The following is a 24382-nucleotide window of genomic DNA, read 5'->3' as shown; positions in this document are numbered from 1 at the left end:
AGCAGCGTAAGGCGATTCCTTTGTGGCTCCGAAAATTGGGACGGGTAAAATTGGATCTCCGAGGATTCCGTTGGCCGCGAACGGTGGAGGAGGGCGTCCGGGAGACGGCGGCATTATCTGAGATCGCCCTACAATCAATGAAGCAGGAGGCCCAAGCCGCCTGCCAGAAAACCGGGATTCAATCCATTCGGAGACAGATGCAGGAGATTCTGGCACGCGCGTCACGAATGGAGGCACGTCGGACGGTTCTTTGGAAAAAGGAACGTGCGCGCTTCTTCCGATGAAAGCTTTCTCAAAGTTTTAGCGCGCGTGATCGAGCGCTTGCAACATGAGCGAGTAACGTACGCTCTAATCGGCGCGTGGGCCCTGTCTGTGTGGGGCCGTCCGAGGGCAACGAGGGATCTTGACTTCCTGGTGATGCTGGACGAAGCGAAACTTGCGCGGATGGCTGACGGATTCGCAGGGAAAGGTATTGAGACAGATAAGGCGTGGGCCAAGTGGAATCCTATGCTCAGAGGGGTTCAATCCCGTTTTCAGTATCGGGGAATAACGGTTGATCTGCTTAGAGCCCGGAATGCTCATGACCGGCAGGCGTTGCTAAGGAAACGGCGTAAGCGGATTGGAAAACAATATTGTTGGTTTGTATCGCCGGAGGATTTAATTATCCAGAAGCTCAAGGTTGGACGGCCGCATGATTTCGAAGATGCACTCACGGTTCTTGACCGTTCTGGAAAAATCCTTGACCGTCGATATCTCCAACGGTGGGCGAAGCGTATCGGGGTATCAAAAGAATTGGAATATGTTTTGAGCTTGTAAGCACGATGGAGGAGATTTATGAAACTTTCCAAAGAAGAAGTGGACCACGTGGCCAAGCTGGCTCGATTGTCGGTCAACGACGCCGAGAAAGAGGCTTTCAGCCGGCAGCTCTCCGAGATTCTCACCTACATCCAGACGCTCAATCGGTTGGACACATCCAAGATCCAACCGACGTCCCACGTGCTCGACTTGAGCAACGTGTTGCGGGACGACGCGATTCGGGAAAGTTTGTCGGTGGCGGAAGCCCTGGCCAATGCGCCCGACCGCGTCGATGATTTCTTTCGTGTCCCCAAAATCATCGAAGAGAGGGAGTGACCATGTTGCGTTTGATGTTGCGTTCGAAAATCCATCGGGCGACCGTGACGGATGCCAATCTGGATTATGATGGAAGCCTGACGGTGGATGAAAATCTGCTGGAGGCGGCCGGGATCCTGCCCTACGAACAGGTCATGGTCTCGAACCTCAACAACGGAGAACGGTTTGAAACCTACGTGATCCCTTCGGGTAAACGGGGCAGCGGGACGATCTGCCTCAACGGCCCGACGGCCCGCAAAGGGGTGATCGGAGACCGGGTCGTGATTTTCTGCTACGAATACTACAACGACCAGGAGCTCAAAACCTACAAACCGACGATCATCAAGGTCGATGAGAAAAACCACCTCATCAAAAAGTGAGCGGCGTTGTGGACCCTTCCCAATTCACGATCCATGAACTGCACGAACAATTAAAGAACCACGAGACCACTTCGCGGGAACTGACCCGCTCGGTTCTTCAACGGATCGAATCGCTGGAGTCGCGGATCCATGCTTTTACGACCGTGACGGCCGAACCGGCTCTGGAGCAGGCCGAAGCGGCCGATCGCCGGCTTCAGTCCGGACGGGCGACCCATCCGCTGACGGGCATCCCGATCGCCCTGAAGGACAATCTCTGCACGAAGGGAGTCCGGACCACCTGTTCCTCAAAGATGCTTGAAAATTTCGTTCCCCCTTACGACGCGACCGTGGTGGGGCGCCTGAAAGAGTCCGGCGCCGTCTTTATCGGAAAAACGAATATGGACGAATTCGCGATGGGCTCTTCCACGGAGAATTCGGCCTTCGGTCTGACGGCCAATCCCTGGGATTTGAACCGAATCCCGGGCGGGTCTTCCGGAGGCTCGGCCGCGGCCGTGGCGGCGGATGTCTGCACGGCGGCGTTGGGCTCGGACACGGGTGGATCGATCCGGCAACCGGCCGCGATGTGCGGCGTCGTCGGATTGAAGCCGACGTACGGGCGGGTCTCGCGATACGGCCTGGTCGCCTTCGCGTCTTCGCTGGACCAGATCGGCCCGCTCACGAAGGACGTCACGGACTGCGCTTTGCTGATGAACGCGATCGCCGGCCATGATCCCCGCGATTCCACCTCGGCCGACCTTCCGGCGGAAGACTACGCACGCGCCCTGAATCGGGATTTGTCCGGGATGCGGATCGGAATTCCCAAGGAGTATTTCATCGACGGGATGGACCCGGAGGTGCTTCACGCGGTCAAAGAGGCCATCCGGACGATGGAAAAACTGGGCGCGAAAACACGGGAGGTTCTCCTGCCGCACACGGAATACGCGATCGCTACGTATTATATTCTTGCCACGGCCGAGGCCAGCTCCAATCTCGCGCGCTATGACGGGGTGAAGTACGGATTGCGGGTCAAACCGACCCGGGATCTTCTGGAAATGTACATGAAAACCCGCCAGGCGGGCTTCGGTCCGGAGGTCAAGAGACGTATCATGCTGGGAACCTATGCCCTCTCGTCGGGTTATTATGACGCCTACTACCGAAAGGCCCAATCCGTCCGGACCTTGATCAAAAGCGATTTCGATGAAGCCTTCAAGCAGGTCGATATCATCGTAACGCCGACCGCGCCGTCGGCCGCCTTCAAGATCGGTGAGAAGACTCAGGACCCGCTCCAGATGTACTTGTCCGACATCTTCACGATCTCGACCAACATCGCCGGCATCCCGGCGATCTCGCTGCCGTGCGGTTTCACCAAGACGGGGCTTCCGATCGGTTTACAGATCATGGGCCGTCCTTTTGCGGAGGAAACCCTTCTTAAGGCGGCCTATGGCTATGAACAGGCAACGGAGTGGCATAAAAGAAAACCGCGGCTGTAGGGGTGTCGCCTGTCACGCATCTATAAGACACAGGACCCGATCGATAACAACGCTTAGGATTTACTCAACATGTCCATACAAACAACAACGCAGATCCAATACGAAGTCGTCGTCGGTCTGGAGGTTCACGCGCAGCTCAAGACCGCCTCCAAGATTTTCTGCGGCTGCAGCACGAAGTTCGGGGCGGGACCCAACACGCAGACCTGTCCGGTTTGCCTGGGAATGCCGGGAGTGCTGCCGGTCCTGAATCGTCGCGTACTGGAACTGGCCGTCAAGACCGGTCTCGCGCTGCATTGTCGGATCGCCCCTTACAGCCGCTTCGCGCGAAAAAATTATTTTTATCCCGACCTCCCGAAGGGATACCAAATCTCGCAATACGAGCTGCCGTTGTGCGAACACGGTTACCTTGAGGTGGCCCTGCCTGCCGGACAGGCGGGCGTCAACGGCCGGATCAAACGGATCGGAATCCGGCGGGCCCATATGGAGGAGGACGCCGGGAAGAATCTTCACGAAGGGTTGGAAGCCGCCAGTCACGTCGACCTCAACCGCGCCGGGGTTCCGCTGCTCGAGATCGTGAGCGAGCCGGATATCCGGTCGGTCGACGAAGCCGTCGCCTATCTGAAGACCCTGCGGGACATCCTGGTTTATCTGGATGTCTGCGACGGTAACATGGAAGAGGGAAGCCTCCGATGCGAACCGAACCTGTCGCTGCGTCCGATCGGCCAGAAAGAGTTCGGCACGCGCGTCGAGCTGAAAAACATCAATTCGTTCCGGTTCGTTCAGAAAGCCATGGAGTACGAGCTTCGTCGGCAGGAAAAGGTCCTTCGCGAGGGCGGACGGGTGGTGCAGGAAACCCGGCTCTGGAATACCGAAAAAGAGATGACGGTCGTGATGCGCGGTAAAGAAGAAGCCCATGACTACCGCTACTTTCCCGAACCGGATCTCGTTCCGCTCATGATTCCCAAGGACCTGATCGAGGAAGTCCGGAAGACGCTGCCGGAGCTTCCGGACGCCAAGCGCGAACGGTTTGTCCGCGACTATGGAATTCCGGTTTACGATGCCGAGGTGCTCACGACGTCCAAAGACTTGGCCCGCTATTTTGAGGTGTGCGTCGAGGCTTATCCCCAGCCCAAAACGGTGAGCAACTGGATCATGACCGAGCTGCTACGGGAACTGAAGGCCGGCGGTCGGCAGATCGCCGACTGCCCGATCCCGCCGGATCGGTTTGCGGGGCTGCTTAAAATGATCGACAACGGTACGATCAGCGGCAAGATCGCCAAGACGGTCTTCGAGGAGATGTACCGAACCGGCCGTTCCCCCGATGAGATCGTCAAGGAACGAGGGCTGGTCCAGATCAGCGATGCAGGAGCGATCGAAGCGTTGGTCGAGGAGGTTCTTCAGGCCTATCCCAACGAACGGGAGTCCTACCGGCAGGGAAAGAGCCAGCTTCTGGGTTTCTTTGTCGGACAGGTGATGAAGCGTTCACAGGGGAAGGCCAATCCCGGCAAGGTGAATGAACTGTTGAAGAGCAAACTGGGTGGGGAGAAAAAATGAGCGAGATCGTTGCCGTTTACGCGAGAGAGATCCTGGATTCACGGGGGAATCCGACGGTTGAGGCGGACGTTATTTTAGAGAACGGCGTGATGGGTCGCGCGGCCGTTCCCTCCGGCGCCTCCACGGGCGAACACGAGGCCGTCGAGCTTCGCGATAAGGACAAACAGCGCTATCTGGGAAAAGGCGTCATCAAGGCGGTCCGAAACGTGAACGAAACGATCGGTCCCCACCTTCTCGGGATGGACGCACGGGAACAGACGCTGATCGACCGGATGATGATCGAACTCGACGGCACGAAGAATAAAAGCAAGATGGGCGCCAACGCGATCCTGGCCGTTTCACTGGCCTCGGCGAAGGCGGCGGCCGAAGAGGCCGGTCTTCCCTTCTACCGGTATCTGGGAGGAGTCCACGCCGACGAACTTCCCGTCCCCTTGATGAACGTGATCAACGGCGGCGCACATGCCGATAATAATCTGGACTTTCAGGAAATCATGATTGCGCCGGTGGGCGCGGTCCTATTTACGGACGCGGTTCGAATGGGCGCCGAGATCTATCATCATCTGAAAGGGGTCCTGAGGAAAAAGGGGCTCCGTAGCACGGTAGGCGACGAGGGTGGATTCGCGCCGACCCTCAGTCACAACGAAGAGGCGCTGGAACTTGTGATGAACGGCATCGATGAGGCGGGATACCGTCCCGGGAAAGATGTCTTCCTGGCGATCGACGCGGCGGCCAGCCAGTTCTACCAACGGGGGAAATACGTTCTCCGGGCGGACCACAAACGCGCCCGGTCCTCGGAGGAAATGGTCTCCTACTACGAGGGTCTGGCCGACCGTTATCCGATTATTTCGCTCGAAGACGGTCTGGCCGAGAACGACTGGAAGGGATGGCAGGGGATGACCCGGCAGTTGGGCGAACGTCTTCAGTTGGTCGGCGACGATATTTTCGTGACCAATCCGGAGATCCTCCGGAAAGGAATCGCCGAACACGTGGGCAACTCCGTCCTGATCAAGCTGAATCAGATCGGCACGCTGACCGAGACGTTGGAGACCGTCGAGATGGCCAAACGGTCGGGGTACACGACGATCATCTCGCACCGGTCCGGGGAAACGGAGGACACGACGATCGCCGACCTCGCGGTGGGATGCGGCGCCGGTCAAATCAAGACCGGACCGGTCTGCCGGACGGATCGGGTGGCCAAGTTCAACCAACTGTTGCGCATCGCCGAGGAGTTGGGCGAAACGGCCGTTTTCCGGGGCAGCCGGTCGTTCCGGCAGATCCCCCGTAACCGCTGACCGATTGGGTATAACCGTTTATGGCGCGCGGGAACCGAAGCAGAGAAACGATCGAGCGGCATCAAAAACTCCGCCGCCGCGTTTACTGGGGTGTCGGGGCGATGGTCGGACTCTACTTGTTGGTCCCGTTGATCGTCGGCGACATGGGACTGGTGAAATATTTCAAGATGCGCAAAACCGATCATCAACTGCAGCTTGAAATCCAGCAATTGTCGGACGAGAATCTGAAGATCGAAGAGGAGGTCCGCGCGCTGCGATCCGACCCGGTCAAGATCGAACAGTTGGCGCGCGAGCGCTTGGGGCTGGTCCGGCCCGGAGAAGTGGTGTATCAATTCGAACCGGCCGCGCCGTCCGATCGGCCGCAGAACCCGCCGGAAACTGGTCGCCCATGAAAACTCGATGAACCAACCCGCTTTCCATTCCGGTTTTGTTTCGATCATCGGCCGCCCCAATGTCGGAAAATCGACCCTCCTGAATCAGATCCTGCGTGAAAAAATCGCAATCATCTCGGACAAGCCCCAAACGACCCGCAACCGCATTTTAGGGGTCGCGAATCTTCCCCAGGCGCAGATTGTTCTACTGGATACGCCGGGGATTCATAAGCCTAAATACAGACTCAACTATCAAATGGTGAAAATCGCGCTAGGGACCCTCGAGGAGGTCGATCTCATTTTCTTCATCGTCGAAGGGACCGATGCGGATTCGTTCGGCCGGAGGGCGTCGCTCATCGGAAGCGGCGATCAGTATATCCTGGAACGGTTGAAGGAACTGGAAACCCCGGTCTTTCTTGTCTTGAACAAGATGGATCTGATCAAAAAAGAAAAAACGATCCCCCTGGTTGAAGAATACGTCCGGCGATTCAAGTTCGCCGAAGTGGTTCCGATCTCGGCCCTGACCGGTGACAACGTGGACCGCCTGATGGAAATTACCGTCGGCTATTTGCCGGAAGGCGAGCCGCTTTTTCCGGCCGATGTCGTGACGGATCAGCCGATGCGGTTCATTGCAACCGAAACCATTCGGGAGAAAATCCTCCACCATACCCGGGAAGAGATCCCGTACTCGGTGGCCGTCGTGATTGAAGAATTTAAGGAGGCGCCGAAAAAGCCGGTTCATATCCGCGCGGTGATTCTGGTGGAACGGGAATCACAGAAAGGGATTCTGATCGGGAAGAAAGGAGAGATGTTAAAAACAGTAGGGTCCGAAGCACGCATCGAGTTGGAGGCGCTGCTGGGAACAAAGGTGTTTTTGGAGCTGTGGGTGAAGGTCCAAAAAGATTGGCGGCAGGATGAAAACGTTCTGAAGGAATTAGGATATTAAAGTTAAAGATTAATAAGACGACATAACCCATGTCATTATTCGAAACAGAGGCCATTATTCTAAATGGACTGCGCTTGGGAGAAGCAGACAAGCTGGTGACGCTTTTAACCGCAAGAAAGGGGAAGGTCAAGGCCGTGGCGAAAGGCGCACGGCGTCTCCGTAGCCGCTTCGGCGCGGTGCTCGAGCCCTTCACGTATTGCAACGTGATCCTGTTCGAGAAGAAGCCGACCGTGTTGATGCGGATCAGCCAGGCCGATATTCTGCGGCCGTTTATGAAAATCCGCGAAGACCTGGACCGGATTCATGCGGCGTCGCGCATGGCACAAATCGTCTCGGCCATTCTGCCGGAAGGGGAAGCCAACCCAAAGATATTCTCTCTGCTTCTTGCCGGTCTGGGCGGGGTCGAAAAGAGCGATCGTCTGGAGTGGCTGGTTCGCATATTCGAAATCCGTTGCCTGAAACATGCGGGATATCAGGCCCGCCTGGACCGATGCCTGATCTGTCACCGTGAGATCGATTCGAAGCCGGTCTATTTCTCCCCGAAGAACGGCGGAACCCTGTGCGGGCCCTGCGCGCGGACGATCAGCGATCCGCTTCAGCCCGTCTCGCCGGGAACGGTCTCGTTGCTTCGTCTCGTGGGACGTATGAACTGGTCCGGACTGTTCCGCCTCAAAGCGACGCCCAAGATGCTCCAGGAAGTCAAAAGCGTCAACGACGCCCATCTGGCCTTCATCCTTGGAAAGCCGATTTAAAAAGTTTCGTTGGCGGACTCTTTGTCGTAAGAGCGGATTCGTCTCTGATTACCTTTACGGCTGGAGCCCATGTCGTTTCACGAATTTCCCTTTGACAACTCCGTCAATTCTATTTATAATAATTTGATTTAGGGGATTTCAGAGAGGTCAAATCATCTTGCAAACGGCGATCCGAAATTTTTCAATTATCGCCCACATCGATCACGGTAAATCCACCTTAGCCGACCGGATTCTGGAGCAGACCGGTGCCATCACCCTGCGAGAACAACGCGATCAGATTTTGGATGACATGGATCTGGAGCGGGAGCGTGGAATCACGATTAAAGCCCACGCGGTTCGGCTCGAATACCGGGCGGATGACGGTCAACGCTACCATCTTCATTTGATCGATACGCCGGGCCACGTGGACTTCGCTTACGAGGTGTCGCGGAGCCTGGCCGCATGCGAAGGTGTTCTGCTGGTCGTGGACGCCACGCAGGGAGTCGAGGCCCAGACCATCGCAAACGCCTATCTGGCCATGGAACATAACCTGACGATTCTTCCCGTCATCAACAAAATCGATCTTCCCAGCGCGGACGTCGACCGGGTCGCGCGGCAGATTAAAGAAGTTCTCGGTCTGGACCGTTCCGAAGCCCTGCTGGCCAGCGCGAAAGAGGGAATCGGGATCAAGGAGATCCTCGAAGCGATCATCCAACGCATCCCGCCGCCCCGCGGGAATCCGGATAAACCGCTCAAGGCCCTGATCTTCGATTCCTGGTTCGACAACTATCAAGGGGCGGTGGTGCTCACCCGGGTGATCGACGGCCGGGTGGGGATCGGCTCCAAGATCCGGTTGATGTCGACGCAGAAGGAATTCGAAGTCGTCGAGCTCGGATTTCTGACCCCGAAAAAGAAGCCGGTTCAGGAATTATCCGCCGGCGAGGTCGGATATCTCATCGCCGGCTTTAAAAAAGTGAGCGACACGAAAATCGGCGAGACGATCACGGACGCGCTCCATCCGACCGACGAGCCGTTTCCGGGCTATAAAGAGATCAAGCCGATGGTCTTCTGCGGGCTGTACGCCGTCGACAGCGAACAGTTCGAGGACCTGCGGGACGCCCTGGAAAAATTGCGATTGAACGATTCCTCGTTTACGTATGAACCGGAAACCTCGCTTGCGCTGGGGTTCGGATTCCGGTGCGGTTTTCTGGGCCTCCTTCATATGGAGATCATCCAGGAGCGGCTGGAGCGGGAGTACCGCCTGAATTTGATCAGCACGGCCCCCACCGTGATTTACCGGGTCCTGACAAATCGGGACGAATGGCTTTCGATCGACAATCCGGCCAAGCTGCCCGATCCGTCCCGGATCCAACGGTTCGAGGAGCCGTACATCCGCGCCACGATCCTGACCCGTGAAGAGTACGTGGGCGCGATGCTGGCCCTTTGTCAGGAGAAGCGGGGAACGCAGCTGGAGCTAAACTATCTCGACATGGACCGCGTGATGCTGGTTTACGAGCTCCCGCTCAACGAGATCATCATGGATTTCTACGACCGACTGAAGTCGCTCAGCAAGGGATACGCTTCGCTGGATTACGAGCACATCGGTTACCGCGAATCGGACCTGGTCCGGGTGGACATTTTGTTGAACGGAGAAAACGTGGACGCGCTGTCCTTCATCGTGCACCGGGACAAGTCCTATACCCGCGCGCGTCTGATCGCCGAAAAGTTGAAGGAGGTCATCCCCCGTCAATTGTTCGAGGTGGCCATTCAGGCCGCGATCGGCAGCAAGATCATCGCCCGCGAGACGATCGGGGCGATGCGGAAAAACGTCACCGCCAAGTGCTACGGCGGCGACATCACACGAAAGAGGAAATTATGGGAGAAACAGAAGGAAGGAAAGAAGCGTATGAAGCAGGTGGGACGCGTGGAAATCCCCCAGGAAGCGTTCCTCGCCCTGCTGAAAGTGAAAGAGTAGCGCCGAAAGCGTCGGATCTGACCCGACCCCGATCGCAATTCCGGGAATACGCCGAAGCGATCATCATCGCGGTCCTTCTGGCTTTATTCATAAGGACCTTCATCGTTCAGGCGTTCAAGATCCCCTCCGGCTCCATGACCGAGACGCTCAAAATCGGCGATCATATTCTGGTCAATAAGTTCCTGTACGGGGTTCAGATCCCGTTCACGGATCTGGCGCTGTTTCCGATCCGGAAGCCGCACCGGCTGGATGTCATCGTGTTCAAGTATCCGGAAGACGAAACCAAAGACTTCATCAAACGAATCATCGGCGAACCCGGGGACGTAATCGAGGTCCGCGACAAAACGGTCTATGTCAACCACCAGGCTCTCGTCGAGCCTTACGTGATCCACCGCGATCCGATGACGCTGCCGGCCGGGGCCCAGTCTCCGAGGGATAATCTGGGTCCGCTTACCGTTCCGCCGGATTCCTATTTTGTGATGGGAGACAACCGGGATCAGAGTTTGGACAGCCGGTTCTGGGGGTTCGTGAAGCAGGAAAAAATCAGAGGGAAGGCTTTTATTATTTACTGGTCATGGGACGGCCCGCATACCTGGGTTCGCTGGAACCGGATCGGGCGATTGATTTCATGAGCACGGGATCGGGCCGTCACATACCGGAGCGTCCCGAGCGGCTGATCAAATACTGCAAGCGTTTTCCGGGCGTCCGTCTGTTGGTCGTCGGAGATGTGATGCTGGACCACTATATCTGGGGACGTGTCGAGCGCATCTCCCCCGAGGCCCCCGTTCCGGTCGTGGCGGTCTCGAATGAATCCATCCACCTGGGGGGCGCCGCGAATGTCGCCCATAACATCGTCTCGCTCGGCGGAAAGGCGGACCTCTGCGGGGTGATCGGAAAGGACGACCACGGCGGGCGGATCCTGCGCGAATTGAAAAGGCTCAAGATCGGCACGGAAGGGGTCATGGTCGATCCGGATCGCCCGACGACCCAGAAAACCCGGGTGATCGCGCACAACCAGCAGGTGGTCCGCTTCGACCGCGAACAGCGCCAGGCGGTATCGGAGAAAATCCGGCGCTCCCTTCTCGAATTTATCGGCCGCCGCATCCGCCGCGTGGACGGGCTGGTGATTTCGGACTACGCCAAAGGCGTGATCACGGGAGAGTTGATGAAAGACGTGATCGACCTGGCGCATCAGCACGGCGTTCCGATGATCGTGGATCCCAAAGTGGACCATATCCCGTTTTACAAAGGCATCGATGTGATCACACCCAACACGGCCGAGGCTTTTGGGGCGGTCGGTCTGGAAAACCGAACCGAGAATGATCTGATACAGGCGGGTCGAATCCTGCTAAAGCGATTGGGGTGCCGGGCCGTCCTCATCACGCGGGGCGAGGACGGGATGAGTCTTTTTGAGAACAACGGAAAAGTAACCCATATTCCGACCGTGGCCCGCGAAGTATACGACGTCACAGGCGCAGGGGACACGGTGATCGCGACCATGGCTTTGGGCCTGTGCGCCGGCTCCGGAATGCGGGATGCGGCGCTCCTGGCCAATTATGCCGCCGGCATCGTGGTTGGAATCGTCGGAACGGCGACGGTTCAGCGGGAGAGGCTCACGCATTTTCTGCGGGGAAGGGTTTCCTCGTGAAAACGGTGATCGTCATACCGGTGCGTTATGCTTCCAGCCGTCTTCCGGGAAAACCGCTCATTCCGGTCGGAGGGAGCGTTCTGATCCGGCAGATCTGGGAACGGGCCCGCGAGAGCCGCCGGGCCGAGCGGTTGATCGTGGCGACCGATGATGAACGGATCCGCAAAGCCGCCGCCTCTTTTGGAGCGGACGTGATGATGACGGAGGGCGAGTTCCGAACCGGAACGGACCGGTTGGCGTGGGTTGCGGAACGGGTGCCCGCGGATGCCTATCTGAATCTTCAGGGCGACGAGTTGATCCAGGACTCGAAGATCCTGGACGATTTGATCGCTGAGTTCGAGGCCGCCCAGCCCCTGATCATGGGAACGCTCAAACGGGCCGCGTCTTCGTCGGACGAGGAAAAGAACCCGAACGTCGTGAAGGTGGTGACGGATCGGGAAGGATACGCGCTCTATTTTTCAAGATCGCCGATTCCGTTTCGCCGGGATCGAAACGCCGATCTCCCCGCCGGAGCGGTGCCGTTCTATAAACATGTGGGGATTTATATTTACCGGCGGGAACTGCTCCGGAAGTTCAGCGGGCTCCCCACGGGCCATCTTGAAGCCCGCGAACAGCTGGAACAGCTCCGGGCGCTTGAGAACGGGTTCCGAATCAAGGTTTGGGAAACGTCTCAGGAGTCCCTTCGAATCGATGCGCCGGAGGACATCAAAGCGGCGGAACGTTTCGTGACGGACACAGGGCCGGGGTCTGTCCCGAGAGGAGTGAGAAGATGACCCGCAAGACGACGGGCCAAACGAAATATATCTTTGTGACAGGCGGTGTGGTTTCATCCCTTGGCAAGGGTCTGGCCTCGGCATCGATCGGAAACCTGTTGGAGAGCCGCGGGCTCGCCGTCACCTTTCTCAAACTGGATCCCTACATCAATGTCGATCCCGGCACGATGAATCCCTACCAACACGGGGAGGTCTACGTCACGGACGACGGCGCAGAGACGGATCTGGACCTCGGGCATTACGAACGCTTCACGTCGGTTACGATGTCGCAGAAGAACAACTCGACCGCCGGCAAGATCTACTACAACGTCATCACCAAAGAGCGGCGGGGCGATTATCTGGGCGGCACGGTGCAGGTGGTGCCCCACGTGACCGATGAGATCAAGCAGGCGATACGCAATGTCGCCGACGGCGTCGATGTCGTGATCGTCGAAATCGGGGGAACGGTCGGCGACATCGAGAGCCTTCCGTTTCTCGAAGCCATCCGGCAGTTTCCCTTCGACGTCGGGCGAGAAAACGTCCTCTACATCCATGTCACCTTGGTTCCGTTTATCAAAGCCGCCGATGAATTGAAAACCAAGCCGACCCAGCACAGCGTGAACAAACTTCGGGAAATCGGTATCCAGCCGAATGTTTTGCTCTGTCGGACGGACCGTCAGCTGTCCATCGACGTCAAAAAGAAGATCGCGTTGTTCAGCAACCTGGAGAAGGAGGCGGTGATCACGGCCAAGGACGTGGATACGATTTACGAAGTGCCGCTTGCTTTTCACCAGGAGGGGTTGGACGAGCGGATCGTCCAACAGCTGCATCTGAATTCGAATCCGCCGGAATTGGCCCAATGGGCGGAACTGGTGGAGCGGATCCGGCATCCGAAGCATAGGACCCGGATCGCGCTGGTCGGGAAATACATCGAACTTAAAGAATCGTATAAAAGTCTATGCGAGGCGCTGACGCACGGGGGCATACCCCATCACTGCGGAGTTGAAGTGATGTGGGTGGACGCCGAAGAGATCGAGAGGAAGGGCGCCGAACATTTCCTGGAAAAGGGCGACGGGGTGCTGATTCCGGGCGGGTTTGGAAACCGCGGCATCGAGGGAAAGATCCAGGCGATCCGGTATGCCCGTGAATCCCGGAAACCTTTCTTGGGCATCTGCCTGGGCATGCAGTGCGCCGTGATCGAATTCGGACGGAACGTGGCCGGCTTCAAAGACGCGAACAGTTCCGAGTTCGATCCCAAAACGCTCCACCCGGTGATCGATCTGATCCCATCCCAAAAAGAGACGGAAGCAAAGGGCGGGACCATGCGGCTCGGCGCTTATCCATGTGAATTGACAAAAGACAGCCTGGCTTACCGGGCTTATCAAAGCGATCGGGTGGAGGAACGTCACCGTCATCGTTACGAATTCAACAACCGATACCTGGAAACCTTTAAGACGGCGGGGATGACGTTCAGCGGTCTCTATCCGAAAGAACAGCTGGTGGAGATCATCGAACTGCAGGGGCATCCTTGGTTTTTAGCCACGCAGTTTCATCCGGAGTTTCGTTCAAGGCCGACCGCACCGCATCCGATTTTCCGCGAGTTCATCAAGGCGGCCCTGACCGCTTCACAAAATAAATGAAGACGATCGACCTTCAGTATTTCACCATCGGACGGCCGGACCGGCTGTTTTTGATCGCGGGACCCTGTGTGATCGAAGCCGAGAAGCTGATGATCGAGACGGCCCGGCAGCTTAAAAAGATCACGGCCGAACTGTCGATGCCTTTGATCTTCAAGTCGTCCTACGACAAGGCGAATCGCAGTTCGATCCGGTCTTTTCGGGGTCCCGGCTTGGCCAAAGGGTTAAAAATTCTTCGTAAAATCAAGGAGGAATTCGAGCTTCCCGTTCTCTCCGACATTCATACCGCGGAGGAGGCCGAGCGGTCGGCAGAGATCGTGGACATCCTCCAAATCCCGGCATTCCTCTGCCGGCAAACGGATCTGCTCGTGGCGGCCGGCAAAACCGGGCGCACGGTCAACATCAAAAAAGGTCAATTCATGGCCCCCTGGGACATGGGGAACGCCGTGGAGAAAGTCGAATCAACGGGCAACCACAAAATTTTACTAACCGAACGAGGCGCCAGCTTCGGCTATAACAACCTGGTTTCGGACATGCGGGCCATACCGATCATGCAGCGTTTCGGCTACCCGGTTGTTTTCGACGCAACGCACAGCGTCCAGCTCCCGGGCGGCGCCGGGAAAACCTCCTCCGGCCAACGGGAATTTGTATCTCCCCTGGCCCGCGCGGCGGTGGCGACGGGCTGTGACGGCTTATTCATGGAGGTTCATCCCGACCCGGATCATGCCCCCTCGGACGGTCCGAATATGGTACCCTTGAAAGAGTTGCCTGCACTATTAAAACAGGTGAAACGAATATACGAGGCGATTCATATTCCCGATGGACCCGCGGGGAAACCGGTGGAAGTTTAATCATGATTGAAGAAACGGCCAAAAAGGTGTTGCGGCTTGAAGCCCAGGCCATTCAGGACCTGATCGGCCGCATCGATCGAAATTTTTCCCGGGCGATCGGACTGTTACAAAAATGCAGGGGGCGGGTCGTCGTTACCGGCATGGGAAAATCCGGCCTGATCGGGAAAAAGATCGCGGCCACACTGGCCAGCACCGGCACCCCGGCATTTTTTCTGCATCCCGCCGAGGGGATTCACGGCGATCTGGGAATGGTGTCGAAAGACGATGCCGTTGTTGTGATTTCCAACAGCGGCGAGACCGAGGAGTTGATCAAAATCCTGCCGGCCTTCAAGCGCCTGGCCGTACCGATTATCTGCCTGACCGGGAATACGCGTTCCACGCTGGCCATGAACAGCGATACGGTCATCGATGTCGGCGTGAAGGAAGAGGCCGGGCCCCTGGGTCTCGTACCAACCGCCAGCACCACCGCAACCTTGGCGATGGGCGACGCCCTCTCCGTGGCGCTACTTGAAGAACGGGGATTTAAGCATGAAGACTTCGCCTATTTTCATCCGGGCGGAAGCCTCGGGAAGAAACTTCTCCTCAAGGTTTCGGATGTCTGGCATCACGGCACGGCCGTCCCCCGGGTAACCGAAAAAACGCCCTTGAAGGACGTCATCGTCGAAATGACCTCGAAAAAGCTGGGCATGACCACGGTGGTCAACTCCCGAGGAGCGCTTTCGGGCATCGTGACGGACGGCGATCTCCGCAGGCTTCTGGAACGTGACCGAAGTCCTATGCGCCTGAAAGCAAGCGACGTGATGACGCGGAAACCCAAGGTCATCGGCCCGACCGCGCTGGCGGCCAAGGCCGTTCAGATTATGGAACAGCATTCGATCACATCCTTGGTCGTGGTGGACGCCCGACGCAAAGTCCTCGGCGTGCTCCATCTGCATGATCTATTAAAGGCCGGCGTGGTTTAACGCGTTCGATTCACTCGGATTGATTGGGTCGGCCCCGATGAAGATTGCAAAAGGGATTATCGAAAAGGCCGGGCGGATTCAATTTCTGTTGCTGGATGTTGACGGGGTCATGACCGACGGCACCATCTACATCGATGCGGACGGGCGGGAGACGAAGGCCTTCAACATCTACGACGGTTCCGGCATTCATTTGATCCGAAAAGCGGGCGTGCGGGTTGGGATCATCACGGGACGGCGATCGACCATCGTGGACTATCGCGCCCGGGAGTTGGGGATCACGGAGGTTCATCAACGCGTGCTGGACAAGATCAAAATATACGACGAACTCCTTCGCAAGTACGGCCTCCGGGACTCTCAAATGGCCTATATCGGCGATGATGTGATTGATCTTCCGGTTCTGGAACGGGTCGGCCTTTCCATAGCCGTTCCAAACGCCCATCCGGAGGTGAAGAAGCGGGTGGACTGGGTGACTCAAAAGGCCGGCGGATTCGGCGCCGTCCGTGAAGTGACGGATCTCCTGTTGATGGCACGCAAGCCTCGCCGTCGATCCTAGAACGGCTTAAGGCCGCGGGCCAGGGTCGCCGCGGTCCCAACATATTGTAACCGATGGCCCGCACACGGTTCGGCAGACAGATGCAAGGGCTTCTTCGTTTTTTCCTCTGGGCCGCGCTGATGGGACTGCGTGTCCTGTCGCGTTGGATCCCCTGGAACATGGGCCTTGCTCTGGGCGGCGGTTTAGGAGCGGCGGCTTATCTTTTTCTGGTCAAGGAACGTCGTCGGACCCTAAAGCATCTTCAACTGGCGTTGGGTCAAGAACGGTCGCCGGAAGAGCAACGACGGATTGCAAGGGAAAGCTTTCAAAACTTAGGCCGGACGTTTTTCGAGGTTCTAAACCTGGACCGGTTAACGCGCGACGGCCTGGATCGTCTTGTCAGGGTGGACGGGGAGGAAGCCCTCAAGGCGGCGGCCGCGAACGGCCGAGGTGTTCTCTTCATAACGGCTCATATCGGGAACTGGGAACTGATGGCCCGGGCGGTCGCGATGCGTTATCCCTTGGCCGTGGTGGCCGCGCCGATTTATGACCGCCGTGTGGAAAAAGTAATGATCGGTCTCCGGGCCACCCACGGCATCGAAACGCTGGTTCGGAGCCGGCCCGGGTATTTAAAGCGGTTGATCGCGATGCTTCGGCGCGGCGGGATTGTCGGTCTGCTGATCGATCAGGATACCAAAACGGACGGCGTTTTCGTCCCTTTTTTTCACCGGGAAGCCTTCACCCCGACCGGGGCCGCGAGCCTGGCCTATCGCACGGGAGCCTCCGTCGTGGTGGGGTTTATTATAAGGGAAGGTCGCGAGCGGCACCGGATCACCATTGACGGCCCGCTCGACCTCTCTCGAACCGATGATATCGAGAGGGATGTCCTGGAACAAACCGCCCGATTCACAAAGATGATCGAGGAGCAGGTTCGCGCGACGCCGGAACAATGGATCTGGATGCATCGTCGATGGAGGACGGGCACGAAACCGCGAACCGGATTCAAGCCGAAGGGATGATCGTATGAATCTCCCGAATCTGATCACGCTGCTGAGAATCTTTCTGATTCCCGTCTTTATCCTGGTCTTTCTCACACCCACCGGTCCGAGATCCCTCGCCGCGGCCATCATTTTTTTTGTCGCCTCCCTGACGGATCTGATGGACGGCTACCTGGCCCGCCGCTGGGAACAGATCACGAAACTGGGGAAATTTCTGGATCCGATCGCGGACAAATTTCTGGTCCTGACCGCCCTCATTATGCTGGTGGATTTCCACCGCGTCTCTTCGTGGATCGCGATTGTTATTATCGGTCGTGAACTGGCCGTGACCGGTCTCCGGGCCATCGCATCTTCATCCGGCATCGTGATTGCCGCGGATGAAGCCGGGAAATACAAAATGGTCATTCAGACCATTTCAATCGGGCTCTTGATTCTCGAATTTAAATTCGGCCATTTCGACTTTCATGTCTGGGGAACCTTTTTGCTGTGGATCTCGATGATCTTGGCCATTCTTTCAGGAGTGCAGTATTTCGTGAAATTTTTAACCCAAATCGATCCGACCGAGATTCAATGAACACGCCTCCCGTCCCGGCCATGCTTCTCGGGGTTCTCGTGGGATACCTGGTCGGATCGATTCCGTTCGGCGTGATTTTCTCGCGGTGGATCACCCGGACCGATCCGCGATTCCGCGGCAGCCGCAATATCGGTTTTACAAACGTCCTCCGAACGGCCGGACGCGTGCCGGCCGCCTTGACGTTGTTGGGCGACCTGGGGAAAGGGTATCTCGCGGTTCGGTTCGCGCAATGGCTGTCGGCGGGAGAGTCCGGTGTTTGGCTGGCCGGACTGGCCGCGGTCCTGGGGCACAATTATTCACTGTTTCTGCGTTTCAAAGGAGGAAAGGGAGTCGCCACCGGCCTGGGCGTTGTCTACGGCATCGAACCGTGGGCGGGCTGGATAACGATCGTTATCTGGGGCGCGACGGTCTGGATATGGCGGTACTCCTCGCTGGGGGCCATTGCCGCCTTCGGATCTTTACCGCTCATCATTGTGTTTCTTCGTCCCGTTTCATACGTTGTCGTTTTTTCACTGATCTTAACAGGGATCATCTTGATTCGACACACAACCAATATTCAACGATTGAGAGCGGGCACGGAACCCAAAATCGGTCGGGCATGAAACGATTCGTACGAATGAACGGTGCGCTCGGGATCTTGACCGTCCTTGTCAGCACGCTCTATTGTTCCCCGGGGCTGGCCGCGGAACCGACCGCGGCGGTTTCATTTTCAACCCAGCAACTCCCGGCGTGGGCTGAGACGGCTTGGTTGGAATACAGATCACAACGGGACGCGGGCCAAATGAAGGAAGCCTCGGAGGTCTTGACCCGGATCCGTGGTCAGGCCGCGGATCTTGGAATCCGGGGGTTCGATCTTCCGGCTGCGGTGATGATTCAAGAAGGGGAAGAGGCTCTTTCGAAAGGCCATTTCAAGGAAGCAGTTGAACTGGGAGAGGAGGCACGACAGTGGTCCCCCGACGATCCGAACGGCGCTTTTTTCCTGGCAAAGGTATTTTTTGATCAACACCCGTTTTTGCCGTTTGCAGCCATTAAAATCTATCTCAAAGGTCTTTTGAACGCCGCAAGCGATTTCTGGTCTTCATTTTATTTTTTAGGTCGGTTGGTCCTGATCTTGTTGGTCGGGCTCCTGGGCAGCTTCGTACTGTTCTTCGTCTTCCTCCTCATTCGCTATCTCCCGCTGCTGGTTCATGGTCTTCATGAATGGTTCCGGACCATTTTAAATCGTCCGACCGTGTGGGTGTTCGTGTTGACTCTTCTTTTCACACCCTTGTTGATCGGAACAAGCACGGGCCTCATTCTCTTGGTCGGCCTCTGTATGGTTTGGAGGTTTATGACAAAGAGCGAACGCCTCATCTCGGCCGTGTTCGCGGTGATCATGAGCCTGACGGTTTATTGGTTGCCCATAACGCTGACCTGGCTGACGGCGGATCGCTCGTCCGAATTAATGCTGATGGCGCAAGTCTTGCGCGGCGATGCGGCCGCCTCAGGTACGGCCCTCCAGATGGAGAAGGGAGGCGGATACGATAAGAATTGGCCTGTCCTTTTCTCATTGGCCCTCCAGAAAAAACGGGAGGGCAATTATTCCGAAGCCCTGGAGCAATATCAGAGATTGCAGAAACTTGAACCGAATCGTTCGATCATTTTGAACAATCTGGGAAATGTCTATTTCCTCCTGCATCGGAATGACGAGGCGATGGCGGTCTATAAACTTTCCCTTGCGATGACCCCTCAGAGTGCGGCCACCCATTACAACCTCAGTTTGGTTTATCGTGAACTACTCCGGTTTAATGACGCCGAGCAAGAATATGAAGCGGCCCAGCGAATCAATCTTCCCTTGATCCAATCTTACACCGGCCACGGTCCGATGGATGAACTTTTTTCGAAGGCCTTTCTATGGAGGAGCGCTTTTTCGGACACATCGTCCAATGAAGAAGGGTCGCGGAAATTCTTTGAAAGGGTTATGGCGCCCCTTTCACTTAAGATGTCGCCGTATCTTCTGGTCTTCTTTACGGGCGGGGTGATTGTTATGAGACTGGCCCTGCCGCGGAAATATACGGCCGCCCCCTGCACACTTTGCGGTCGTCCAATTTGTTTTCAATGCCAGCGAAGAATTTTTGATCAAAAAACATGCGTCATGTGCTGGAGAAACTATAAAAGCATCAAAAGGAAGACGGATCTCCGTCAGATCAAGACCCGACGGCGCTGGATCTTCAGGACGGCCCAGTGGATCTCGGTTCTACTCCCGGGGGCCGGTCATTTTTACTTCGGACGAGAAATTAAGGGATTCATTTTCCAGGCGGTTTTCATAGGAATCCTGTTCGCTTTTTTGGGGGGAAACGGTTTTCTTCGCGCCCCAACCGAACATGGAGATATCTTGGGATTGGGCGGCCTGGCCATGATCGTATCGGGACTCATCGTTTTGTACCTCTTGGTGTTTCATGATATTTTGAGGATTTCATACGAAAAAGTGTGAGCACAGGAGAAGGCGATGGCGCTGGAAGGGTCATTAAAAGATTTTGGGTTGGCGGATATCTTGCAATTGATCTATCTTCAGAAAAAAACCGGGATTCTGACGATGAAAAATGCGTCCACGGAATCGCGGGTTTTATTTGAAAAAGGCCTGATCGTCCAGGCGGACACGTCGAATCTCGAGGGAATAAAAAAAATCGGCGAAATCCTGGCCCGTTCAAATAAAATTACTGAGGACCAACTTAAAGAAGCCCTGGCTAAGCAACAACATACTAAAGATAAAATTGGCTTTATCCTTATCGAGATGGGCGCCATTCAAAAAGAAGATCTGGTCAAGGCCCTTGATCTCCATGTCAAAGAAGCCGTATTAAGTCTGTTCCAATGGAAAGAGGGCCATTACAGTTTCGAGCCTTCAGAAATTTCATTGAAACAGGACTACTTGGAACCCGTCAACACCGAATTTCTTATAATGGAAGGCGTCCGGAGAATCGATGAATGGCCGTTTATTGAGAAAAAGATCCCGAATTTAGAAATCGTTTTCGAAAAAAACAGTGAAAACATGGATAGGGTGCGTGTTGCAAAATCCGAAGAAGACCCAGACACTGACAAAGTCGGAGAACAGAACACAGAAGTTGGGATCAAGGTTTCACAGGGTGAAATGAACATATTTAATCTGGTTGATGGCCAACAGGATGTCAGACATTTGATCGAGATCGGCAACATGGGGGAATTTGAAACCTGCAAGGCATTGAGCAATCTTCTAACGGCCGGGTTAATTTCTCCGAAACTCACAATCAGACAACAACAAAACGAACTTGAGGAGACCGATAAAAAAGAAGAGCGTATACCCTGGTTGACCAGTCGAAAAACAGCCAGCGGGTTGGTTTTGGTGTTTTGTTTAATAATCATATTGGCGGGTGGAAGAAAAGTCGTGAAATCCGTCGATCAAACAGAAAGCATTATTGGACTTTATAGCAACATCGCTTATTCCAACACATTGCAACATGTCGGTTATTCAATTTTAACTTTTTATTACCGGAACCATCGGCTACCAAGGTCTTTAGACGCTCTGGCTAAGGATAACTATCCTGTCACAGATCTAAGGTATGATTTAGAAATGGCGAAAATAAAGTATGAACCCCAGCCCAGCACATCCACATTTACATTAACCTATAGTGGACAAGAATAGTTGAAAGTTTACATAATATACATTATCAGACATTGTACGCAAATTAGGACTGAGATCCATCGGTGCTTAAATGAATCAAGGTGATTTTGAAACATTTGGACAGTGGCTTTCGAGTCGCATCAAGACCGTTCAACTCAGCCCTGATGACCTTGCGTCCGGTCTGAGACGCTCCGATGTTCAATTCATAAAGCGACTGTGTGATAATCAATCACGCCTTCCGATGAAGGACTGGCCCACCATAGCCAAACTTCTCCAGATCCGACTTGATGAATTTTTGATTGTGCTTGAATATTTCCATCCGGACTGGGTGTTGGAATACGATGAGTTCGTCACCAACTGTCTACGCTATCTGTTGTGGCGCACGGAACAGGATCAACAACAGAATCTTTCCTTGCCGGAATTATTGATGGGCATCACCATGGATGAAATTATCGAGCCGGCGTGCACCGGCCGATTTGATTCGATCGAAGAGCGGCGCACGGTTGATCGAAGACAAACGATGAGCGTCTCGGAAAAGGACAAGCGTAAACGTCCGCGGCGGCTGAGCGATTTGATTCGGTATTTGAAGAATCAAATCACTCTCATTGCATTGGTGAACCTCATTACATCGGGTGTTATTCTGATGCGGGTTTGGAGACTCTGATGAAGTTTGTACAACGTTTCCGTCGAGAAATCGGCTTGGCCTGGACCAGCCTTGAAAAAGTGTTCGTCTCGACCGCCGAACAAACCGCCCGGCAGATTGAAATTCTACGTTTATCGTATCAAATCCACGAACATGAACGAGCCCTGGCTGCCGTATTTGAACGAATGGGGCGATTTTTATACGAGTTCCGAGAAAAAAATCTCGAGGCGATCACCGATCACAGCACTTCTCAATCCTGTCTTTCTGATTTTAAGCGAATTCAGAGCGAGCTCACGTACATCGAACGGAAAAGGTATGACCTCCAAGAAGAGAATGTTTCGACCAAATGGGCCGAGTTTGTCGAATCAGTCTATAAAAGCGGCATGACGCTTGAATCCATCGTTCTCCCGTTTCACTTAAGTCCGCCCTCGTTGACCTTGCAAGCATTGATGCTGCCCCCCAAAGTTCTTGTCATCGCGGTCCAACGTCAGGAGAGATTTATTCAACCGCATGGAGGCGTGGTGCTTAAACGAGGAGATCGATTGACCTTGCTGGGTCCGCCGGAACAGATTGTTCAGGTCGTGGAGCGATTTGCGCCGTCTCATTGATCGTCCCCCGATGACGGCTTTCCACAATTATTGTGGAAAACCTGTGGTTAACCCTGTTAATATACCCCATGAGGGCTTGAACAGAGCGACTTCGCACACATTGCATAAAAAATGTGCAGCAAAATGTTCGTAAAATTAATATGTTCAGAAATTACCAACCAAAACATTTCGAATCTTTTGAACCCACGGCTTGTATTTCGATAATCCTTTTGTTAAACTAAACATAGTGCCACATTACTATTTTATCAGTGAGGAGGAATCATGATGGGTCGTTTGAACGCTTCAGGACGTCGTTTGATTTCCGTATTGTTTATTGCCGCGGTGTCAGCCTTATGGCTCGTGGCTCAATCGGTCCCAGCCCAGGCCAAGGATAGCAACGGAATGAAAATGCTCCAGGAGATGGAAAATGTTTTGGTTGATCTTGCGGAACGCGTAAAACCGGCTGTGGTGAACATTTCCCCGGCGACCCATCCCACTCCCAAACAAGGGGAATCACCTCAGGGCGACCGTCCTCCGGAAAGTTCAGGGTCCGGTTCAGGAGTGATTATCGACAAGAAAGGATACATCGTCACGAACAATCATGTAGTCGGGGACGCGACGGAAGTGGAGGTTCGCTTATCGGACAAGAGTCGTTTTACCGGGAAAGTCATCGGGAAAGATCCGGATACGGATGTGGCTGTCGTCAAGGTCGATCCCGATCATGATCTCCCCTACGTTCCCATGGGCGATTCCAGTTCGGTCAAGGTGGGGCAATGGGTCATCGCGGTCGGCAACCCCTTCGGTTTGGACCGCACCGTAACGCTCGGAGTCGTCAGCGCCCTTGGACGTGAGAATGTCAATCTTTCCCGATATGAAGATTTCATTCAAACCGATGCATCGATCAATCCTGGAAACAGCGGCGGGCCGTTGTTTAATCTGGACGGCGAGGTCGTCGGTATCAATACCGCCATCATCAATTTTGCTCAAGGCATCGGATTTGCCATTCCGTCCAACATGGTCCAGAATGTGATGAATCAATTGATCTCCAAGGGACATGTGGTCCGGGGCTGGTTGGGCGTGGGAATTCAGCCGGTCACGGCCGATCTTGCAACCAAGTTTAATGTCAAGGAAGATTCGGGCGTCCTGGTGAATGAAGTTTTCGAAGGCGATCCGGCTTCGAAAGCCGGAGTACAGCCGGGCGATATCATTATCAAGCTGGACGGGAAACCGGTGGATACGCCTCAGACCCTGTCCCGCTTGATCGCGTCCTTTCCCCCCGGCAAAGACGCGGCCTTTGAAATCATCCGGGACGGTCAACGAAAAAACCTGACGGTTAAACTGGGAGAGCGAAAAGAAGAAGCGGTGACGGCCTCGATACCGAAGCAGCAGCCTGAAACGGTTTTGGGTTTAAACGTACAGGACCTGACGCCGGAACTGGCCGATCGTTTCAAGCTCAAGGATGAAAAGGGCGTATTGGTCACAAAAGTCGACTCCGGCAGTTCGGCCGATTCGGAAGGCATCAAGGAAGGCGATCTGATCAAAGAAGTCAACCGAAACAAGGTCGAAAACTCGGATGACTTTCGGAATGCGATTGCAAAGGTCAAGAAGGGAGACAGCGTCTTGATCCGCATTATCCGGGAAAACCGCGCCTTTTACGTGGTTCTCAAGACAGACTCAGAATAGATGGGTCCAAGCACCTTAAAGCCCCGTTCATTCATTATTGAACGGGGCTT

25 protein-coding genes are annotated in these 24382 nt (G+C 55.2%); all 25 read left to right on the top strand.

Features of this window, described 5'->3' with window-relative positions; translation table 11 throughout:
- Positions 1 to 264 precede the first annotated feature (264 nt).
- The 25 genes from VLY20_09275 to VLY20_09155 all read left to right on the top strand — a co-directional run bounded on the left by VLY20_09275 (position 265) and on the right by VLY20_09155 (position 24332).
- Positions 265 to 816, top strand: coding sequence for a nucleotidyltransferase (locus VLY20_09275; GenBank protein ID HUK56833.1), 552 nt, complete (start codon positions 265 to 267; stop codon positions 814 to 816).
- An 18-nt stretch (positions 817 to 834) separates the two neighbouring features.
- On the top strand, positions 835 to 1131 hold the full coding sequence (gatC, locus tag VLY20_09270) for an Asp-tRNA(Asn)/Glu-tRNA(Gln) amidotransferase subunit GatC (GenBank protein ID HUK56832.1): 297 nt from the start codon (positions 835 to 837) through the stop codon (positions 1129 to 1131).
- Between the two features lie 2 nt (positions 1132 to 1133).
- Positions 1134 to 1490 (top strand): aspartate 1-decarboxylase, encoded by a 357-nt coding sequence (gene panD / locus VLY20_09265; GenBank protein ID HUK56831.1) that lies wholly within the window; start codon positions 1134 to 1136, stop codon positions 1488 to 1490.
- Between the two features lie 8 nt (positions 1491 to 1498).
- Positions 1499 to 2959, top strand: a complete 1461-nt coding sequence (gene gatA, locus VLY20_09260; protein HUK56830.1) for an Asp-tRNA(Asn)/Glu-tRNA(Gln) amidotransferase subunit GatA — start codon at positions 1499 to 1501, stop codon at positions 2957 to 2959.
- A gap of 93 nt (positions 2960 to 3052) precedes the next feature.
- Entirely contained in the window at positions 3053 to 4513 is a 1461-nt protein-coding gene (gatB, locus tag VLY20_09255) for an Asp-tRNA(Asn)/Glu-tRNA(Gln) amidotransferase subunit GatB (protein HUK56829.1), read from the top strand.
- On the top strand, positions 4510 to 5805 hold the full coding sequence (gene eno, locus VLY20_09250; protein HUK56828.1) for a phosphopyruvate hydratase: 1296 nt from the start codon (positions 4510 to 4512) through the stop codon (positions 5803 to 5805). Before gatB ends, eno begins: the two co-directional genes overlap by 4 nt.
- 20 nt (positions 5806 to 5825) lie before the next feature.
- On the top strand, positions 5826 to 6197 hold the full coding sequence (locus VLY20_09245) for a septum formation initiator family protein (GenBank protein HUK56827.1): 372 nt from the start codon (positions 5826 to 5828) through the stop codon (positions 6195 to 6197).
- A 7-nt stretch (positions 6198 to 6204) separates the two neighbouring features.
- Complete coding sequence (era, locus tag VLY20_09240; protein ID HUK56826.1) at positions 6205 to 7122, top strand: GTPase Era; 918 nt, start codon at positions 6205 to 6207, stop codon at positions 7120 to 7122.
- A 29-nt stretch (positions 7123 to 7151) separates the two neighbouring features.
- Positions 7152 to 7874 carry a DNA repair protein RecO gene (gene recO, locus VLY20_09235; GenBank protein HUK56825.1) on the top strand — a complete coding sequence of 241 codons (723 nt, stop codon included), beginning with the start codon at positions 7152 to 7154 and terminating at the stop codon, positions 7872 to 7874.
- 151 nt (positions 7875 to 8025) lie between these two features.
- Entirely contained in the window at positions 8026 to 9828 is a 1803-nt protein-coding gene (lepA, locus tag VLY20_09230) for a translation elongation factor 4 (GenBank protein ID HUK56824.1), read from the top strand.
- A 17-nt stretch (positions 9829 to 9845) separates the two neighbouring features.
- Positions 9846 to 10460: a signal peptidase I gene (lepB, locus tag VLY20_09225; GenBank protein ID HUK56823.1), complete on the top strand. Its 615-nt coding sequence runs from the start codon at positions 9846 to 9848 to the stop codon at positions 10458 to 10460.
- The gene (rfaE1, locus tag VLY20_09220) at positions 10457 to 11476 is read left to right on the top strand and encodes a D-glycero-beta-D-manno-heptose-7-phosphate kinase (GenBank protein HUK56822.1); all 1020 of its coding nucleotides are present in this window, start codon (positions 10457 to 10459) and stop codon (positions 11474 to 11476) included. The genes lepB and rfaE1 overlap by 4 nt, the downstream gene beginning before the upstream one ends.
- Positions 11473 to 12249 carry a 3-deoxy-manno-octulosonate cytidylyltransferase gene (kdsB, locus tag VLY20_09215; protein ID HUK56821.1) on the top strand — a complete coding sequence of 259 codons (777 nt, stop codon included), beginning with the start codon at positions 11473 to 11475 and terminating at the stop codon, positions 12247 to 12249. Before rfaE1 ends, kdsB begins: the two co-directional genes overlap by 4 nt.
- Positions 12246 to 13868, top strand: coding sequence for a CTP synthase (locus VLY20_09210; GenBank protein ID HUK56820.1), 1623 nt, complete (start codon positions 12246 to 12248; stop codon positions 13866 to 13868). Before kdsB ends, VLY20_09210 begins: the two co-directional genes overlap by 4 nt.
- Positions 13865 to 14716 (top strand): 3-deoxy-8-phosphooctulonate synthase, encoded by an 852-nt coding sequence (gene kdsA, locus VLY20_09205; GenBank protein HUK56819.1) that lies wholly within the window; start codon positions 13865 to 13867, stop codon positions 14714 to 14716. The genes VLY20_09210 and kdsA overlap by 4 nt, the downstream gene beginning before the upstream one ends.
- Positions 14717 to 14718: 2 nt before the next feature.
- The gene (locus VLY20_09200; GenBank protein ID HUK56818.1) at positions 14719 to 15678 is read left to right on the top strand and encodes a KpsF/GutQ family sugar-phosphate isomerase; all 960 of its coding nucleotides are present in this window, start codon (positions 14719 to 14721) and stop codon (positions 15676 to 15678) included.
- A gap of 37 nt (positions 15679 to 15715) precedes the next feature.
- Entirely contained in the window at positions 15716 to 16231 is a 516-nt protein-coding gene (locus tag VLY20_09195; GenBank protein HUK56817.1) for an HAD-IIIA family hydrolase, read from the top strand.
- A 53-nt stretch (positions 16232 to 16284) separates the two neighbouring features.
- Positions 16285 to 17229 (top strand): lysophospholipid acyltransferase family protein, encoded by a 945-nt coding sequence (locus tag VLY20_09190; protein ID HUK56816.1) that lies wholly within the window; start codon positions 16285 to 16287, stop codon positions 17227 to 17229.
- A 4-nt stretch (positions 17230 to 17233) separates the two neighbouring features.
- Entirely contained in the window at positions 17234 to 17782 is a 549-nt protein-coding gene (pgsA, locus tag VLY20_09185) for a CDP-diacylglycerol--glycerol-3-phosphate 3-phosphatidyltransferase (GenBank protein HUK56815.1), read from the top strand.
- Complete coding sequence (gene plsY, locus VLY20_09180) at positions 17779 to 18384, top strand: glycerol-3-phosphate 1-O-acyltransferase PlsY (GenBank protein ID HUK56814.1); 606 nt, start codon at positions 17779 to 17781, stop codon at positions 18382 to 18384. Before pgsA ends, plsY begins: the two co-directional genes overlap by 4 nt.
- Positions 18381 to 20255: a tetratricopeptide repeat protein gene (locus VLY20_09175; protein ID HUK56813.1), complete on the top strand. Its 1875-nt coding sequence runs from the start codon at positions 18381 to 18383 to the stop codon at positions 20253 to 20255. Before plsY ends, VLY20_09175 begins: the two co-directional genes overlap by 4 nt.
- A gap of 15 nt (positions 20256 to 20270) precedes the next feature.
- The gene (locus tag VLY20_09170) at positions 20271 to 21440 is read left to right on the top strand and encodes a DUF4388 domain-containing protein (GenBank protein ID HUK56812.1); all 1170 of its coding nucleotides are present in this window, start codon (positions 20271 to 20273) and stop codon (positions 21438 to 21440) included.
- Positions 21441 to 21510: 70 nt separating this feature from the next.
- Entirely contained in the window at positions 21511 to 22083 is a 573-nt protein-coding gene (locus VLY20_09165; GenBank protein ID HUK56811.1) for a hypothetical protein, read from the top strand.
- Complete coding sequence (locus VLY20_09160; protein ID HUK56810.1) at positions 22083 to 22670, top strand: TrkA C-terminal domain-containing protein; 588 nt, start codon at positions 22083 to 22085, stop codon at positions 22668 to 22670. The genes VLY20_09165 and VLY20_09160 overlap by 1 nt, the downstream gene beginning before the upstream one ends.
- Positions 22671 to 23051: 381 nt before the next feature.
- A complete protein-coding gene (locus tag VLY20_09155) occupies positions 23052 to 24332 on the top strand; it encodes a DegQ family serine endoprotease (protein HUK56809.1) in 1281 nt (426 codons plus the stop codon).
- Positions 24333 to 24382: the final 50 nt, after the last annotated feature.

It is taken from the genome of Nitrospiria bacterium (assembly GCA_035517655.1).
Lineage (GTDB): Bacteria > Nitrospirota > Nitrospiria > JACQBZ01 > JACQBZ01 > JACQBZ01.
The sequence above is the reverse complement of the archived record's forward strand: the minus strand, read 5'-3'. Positions and strand labels throughout refer to the sequence as shown.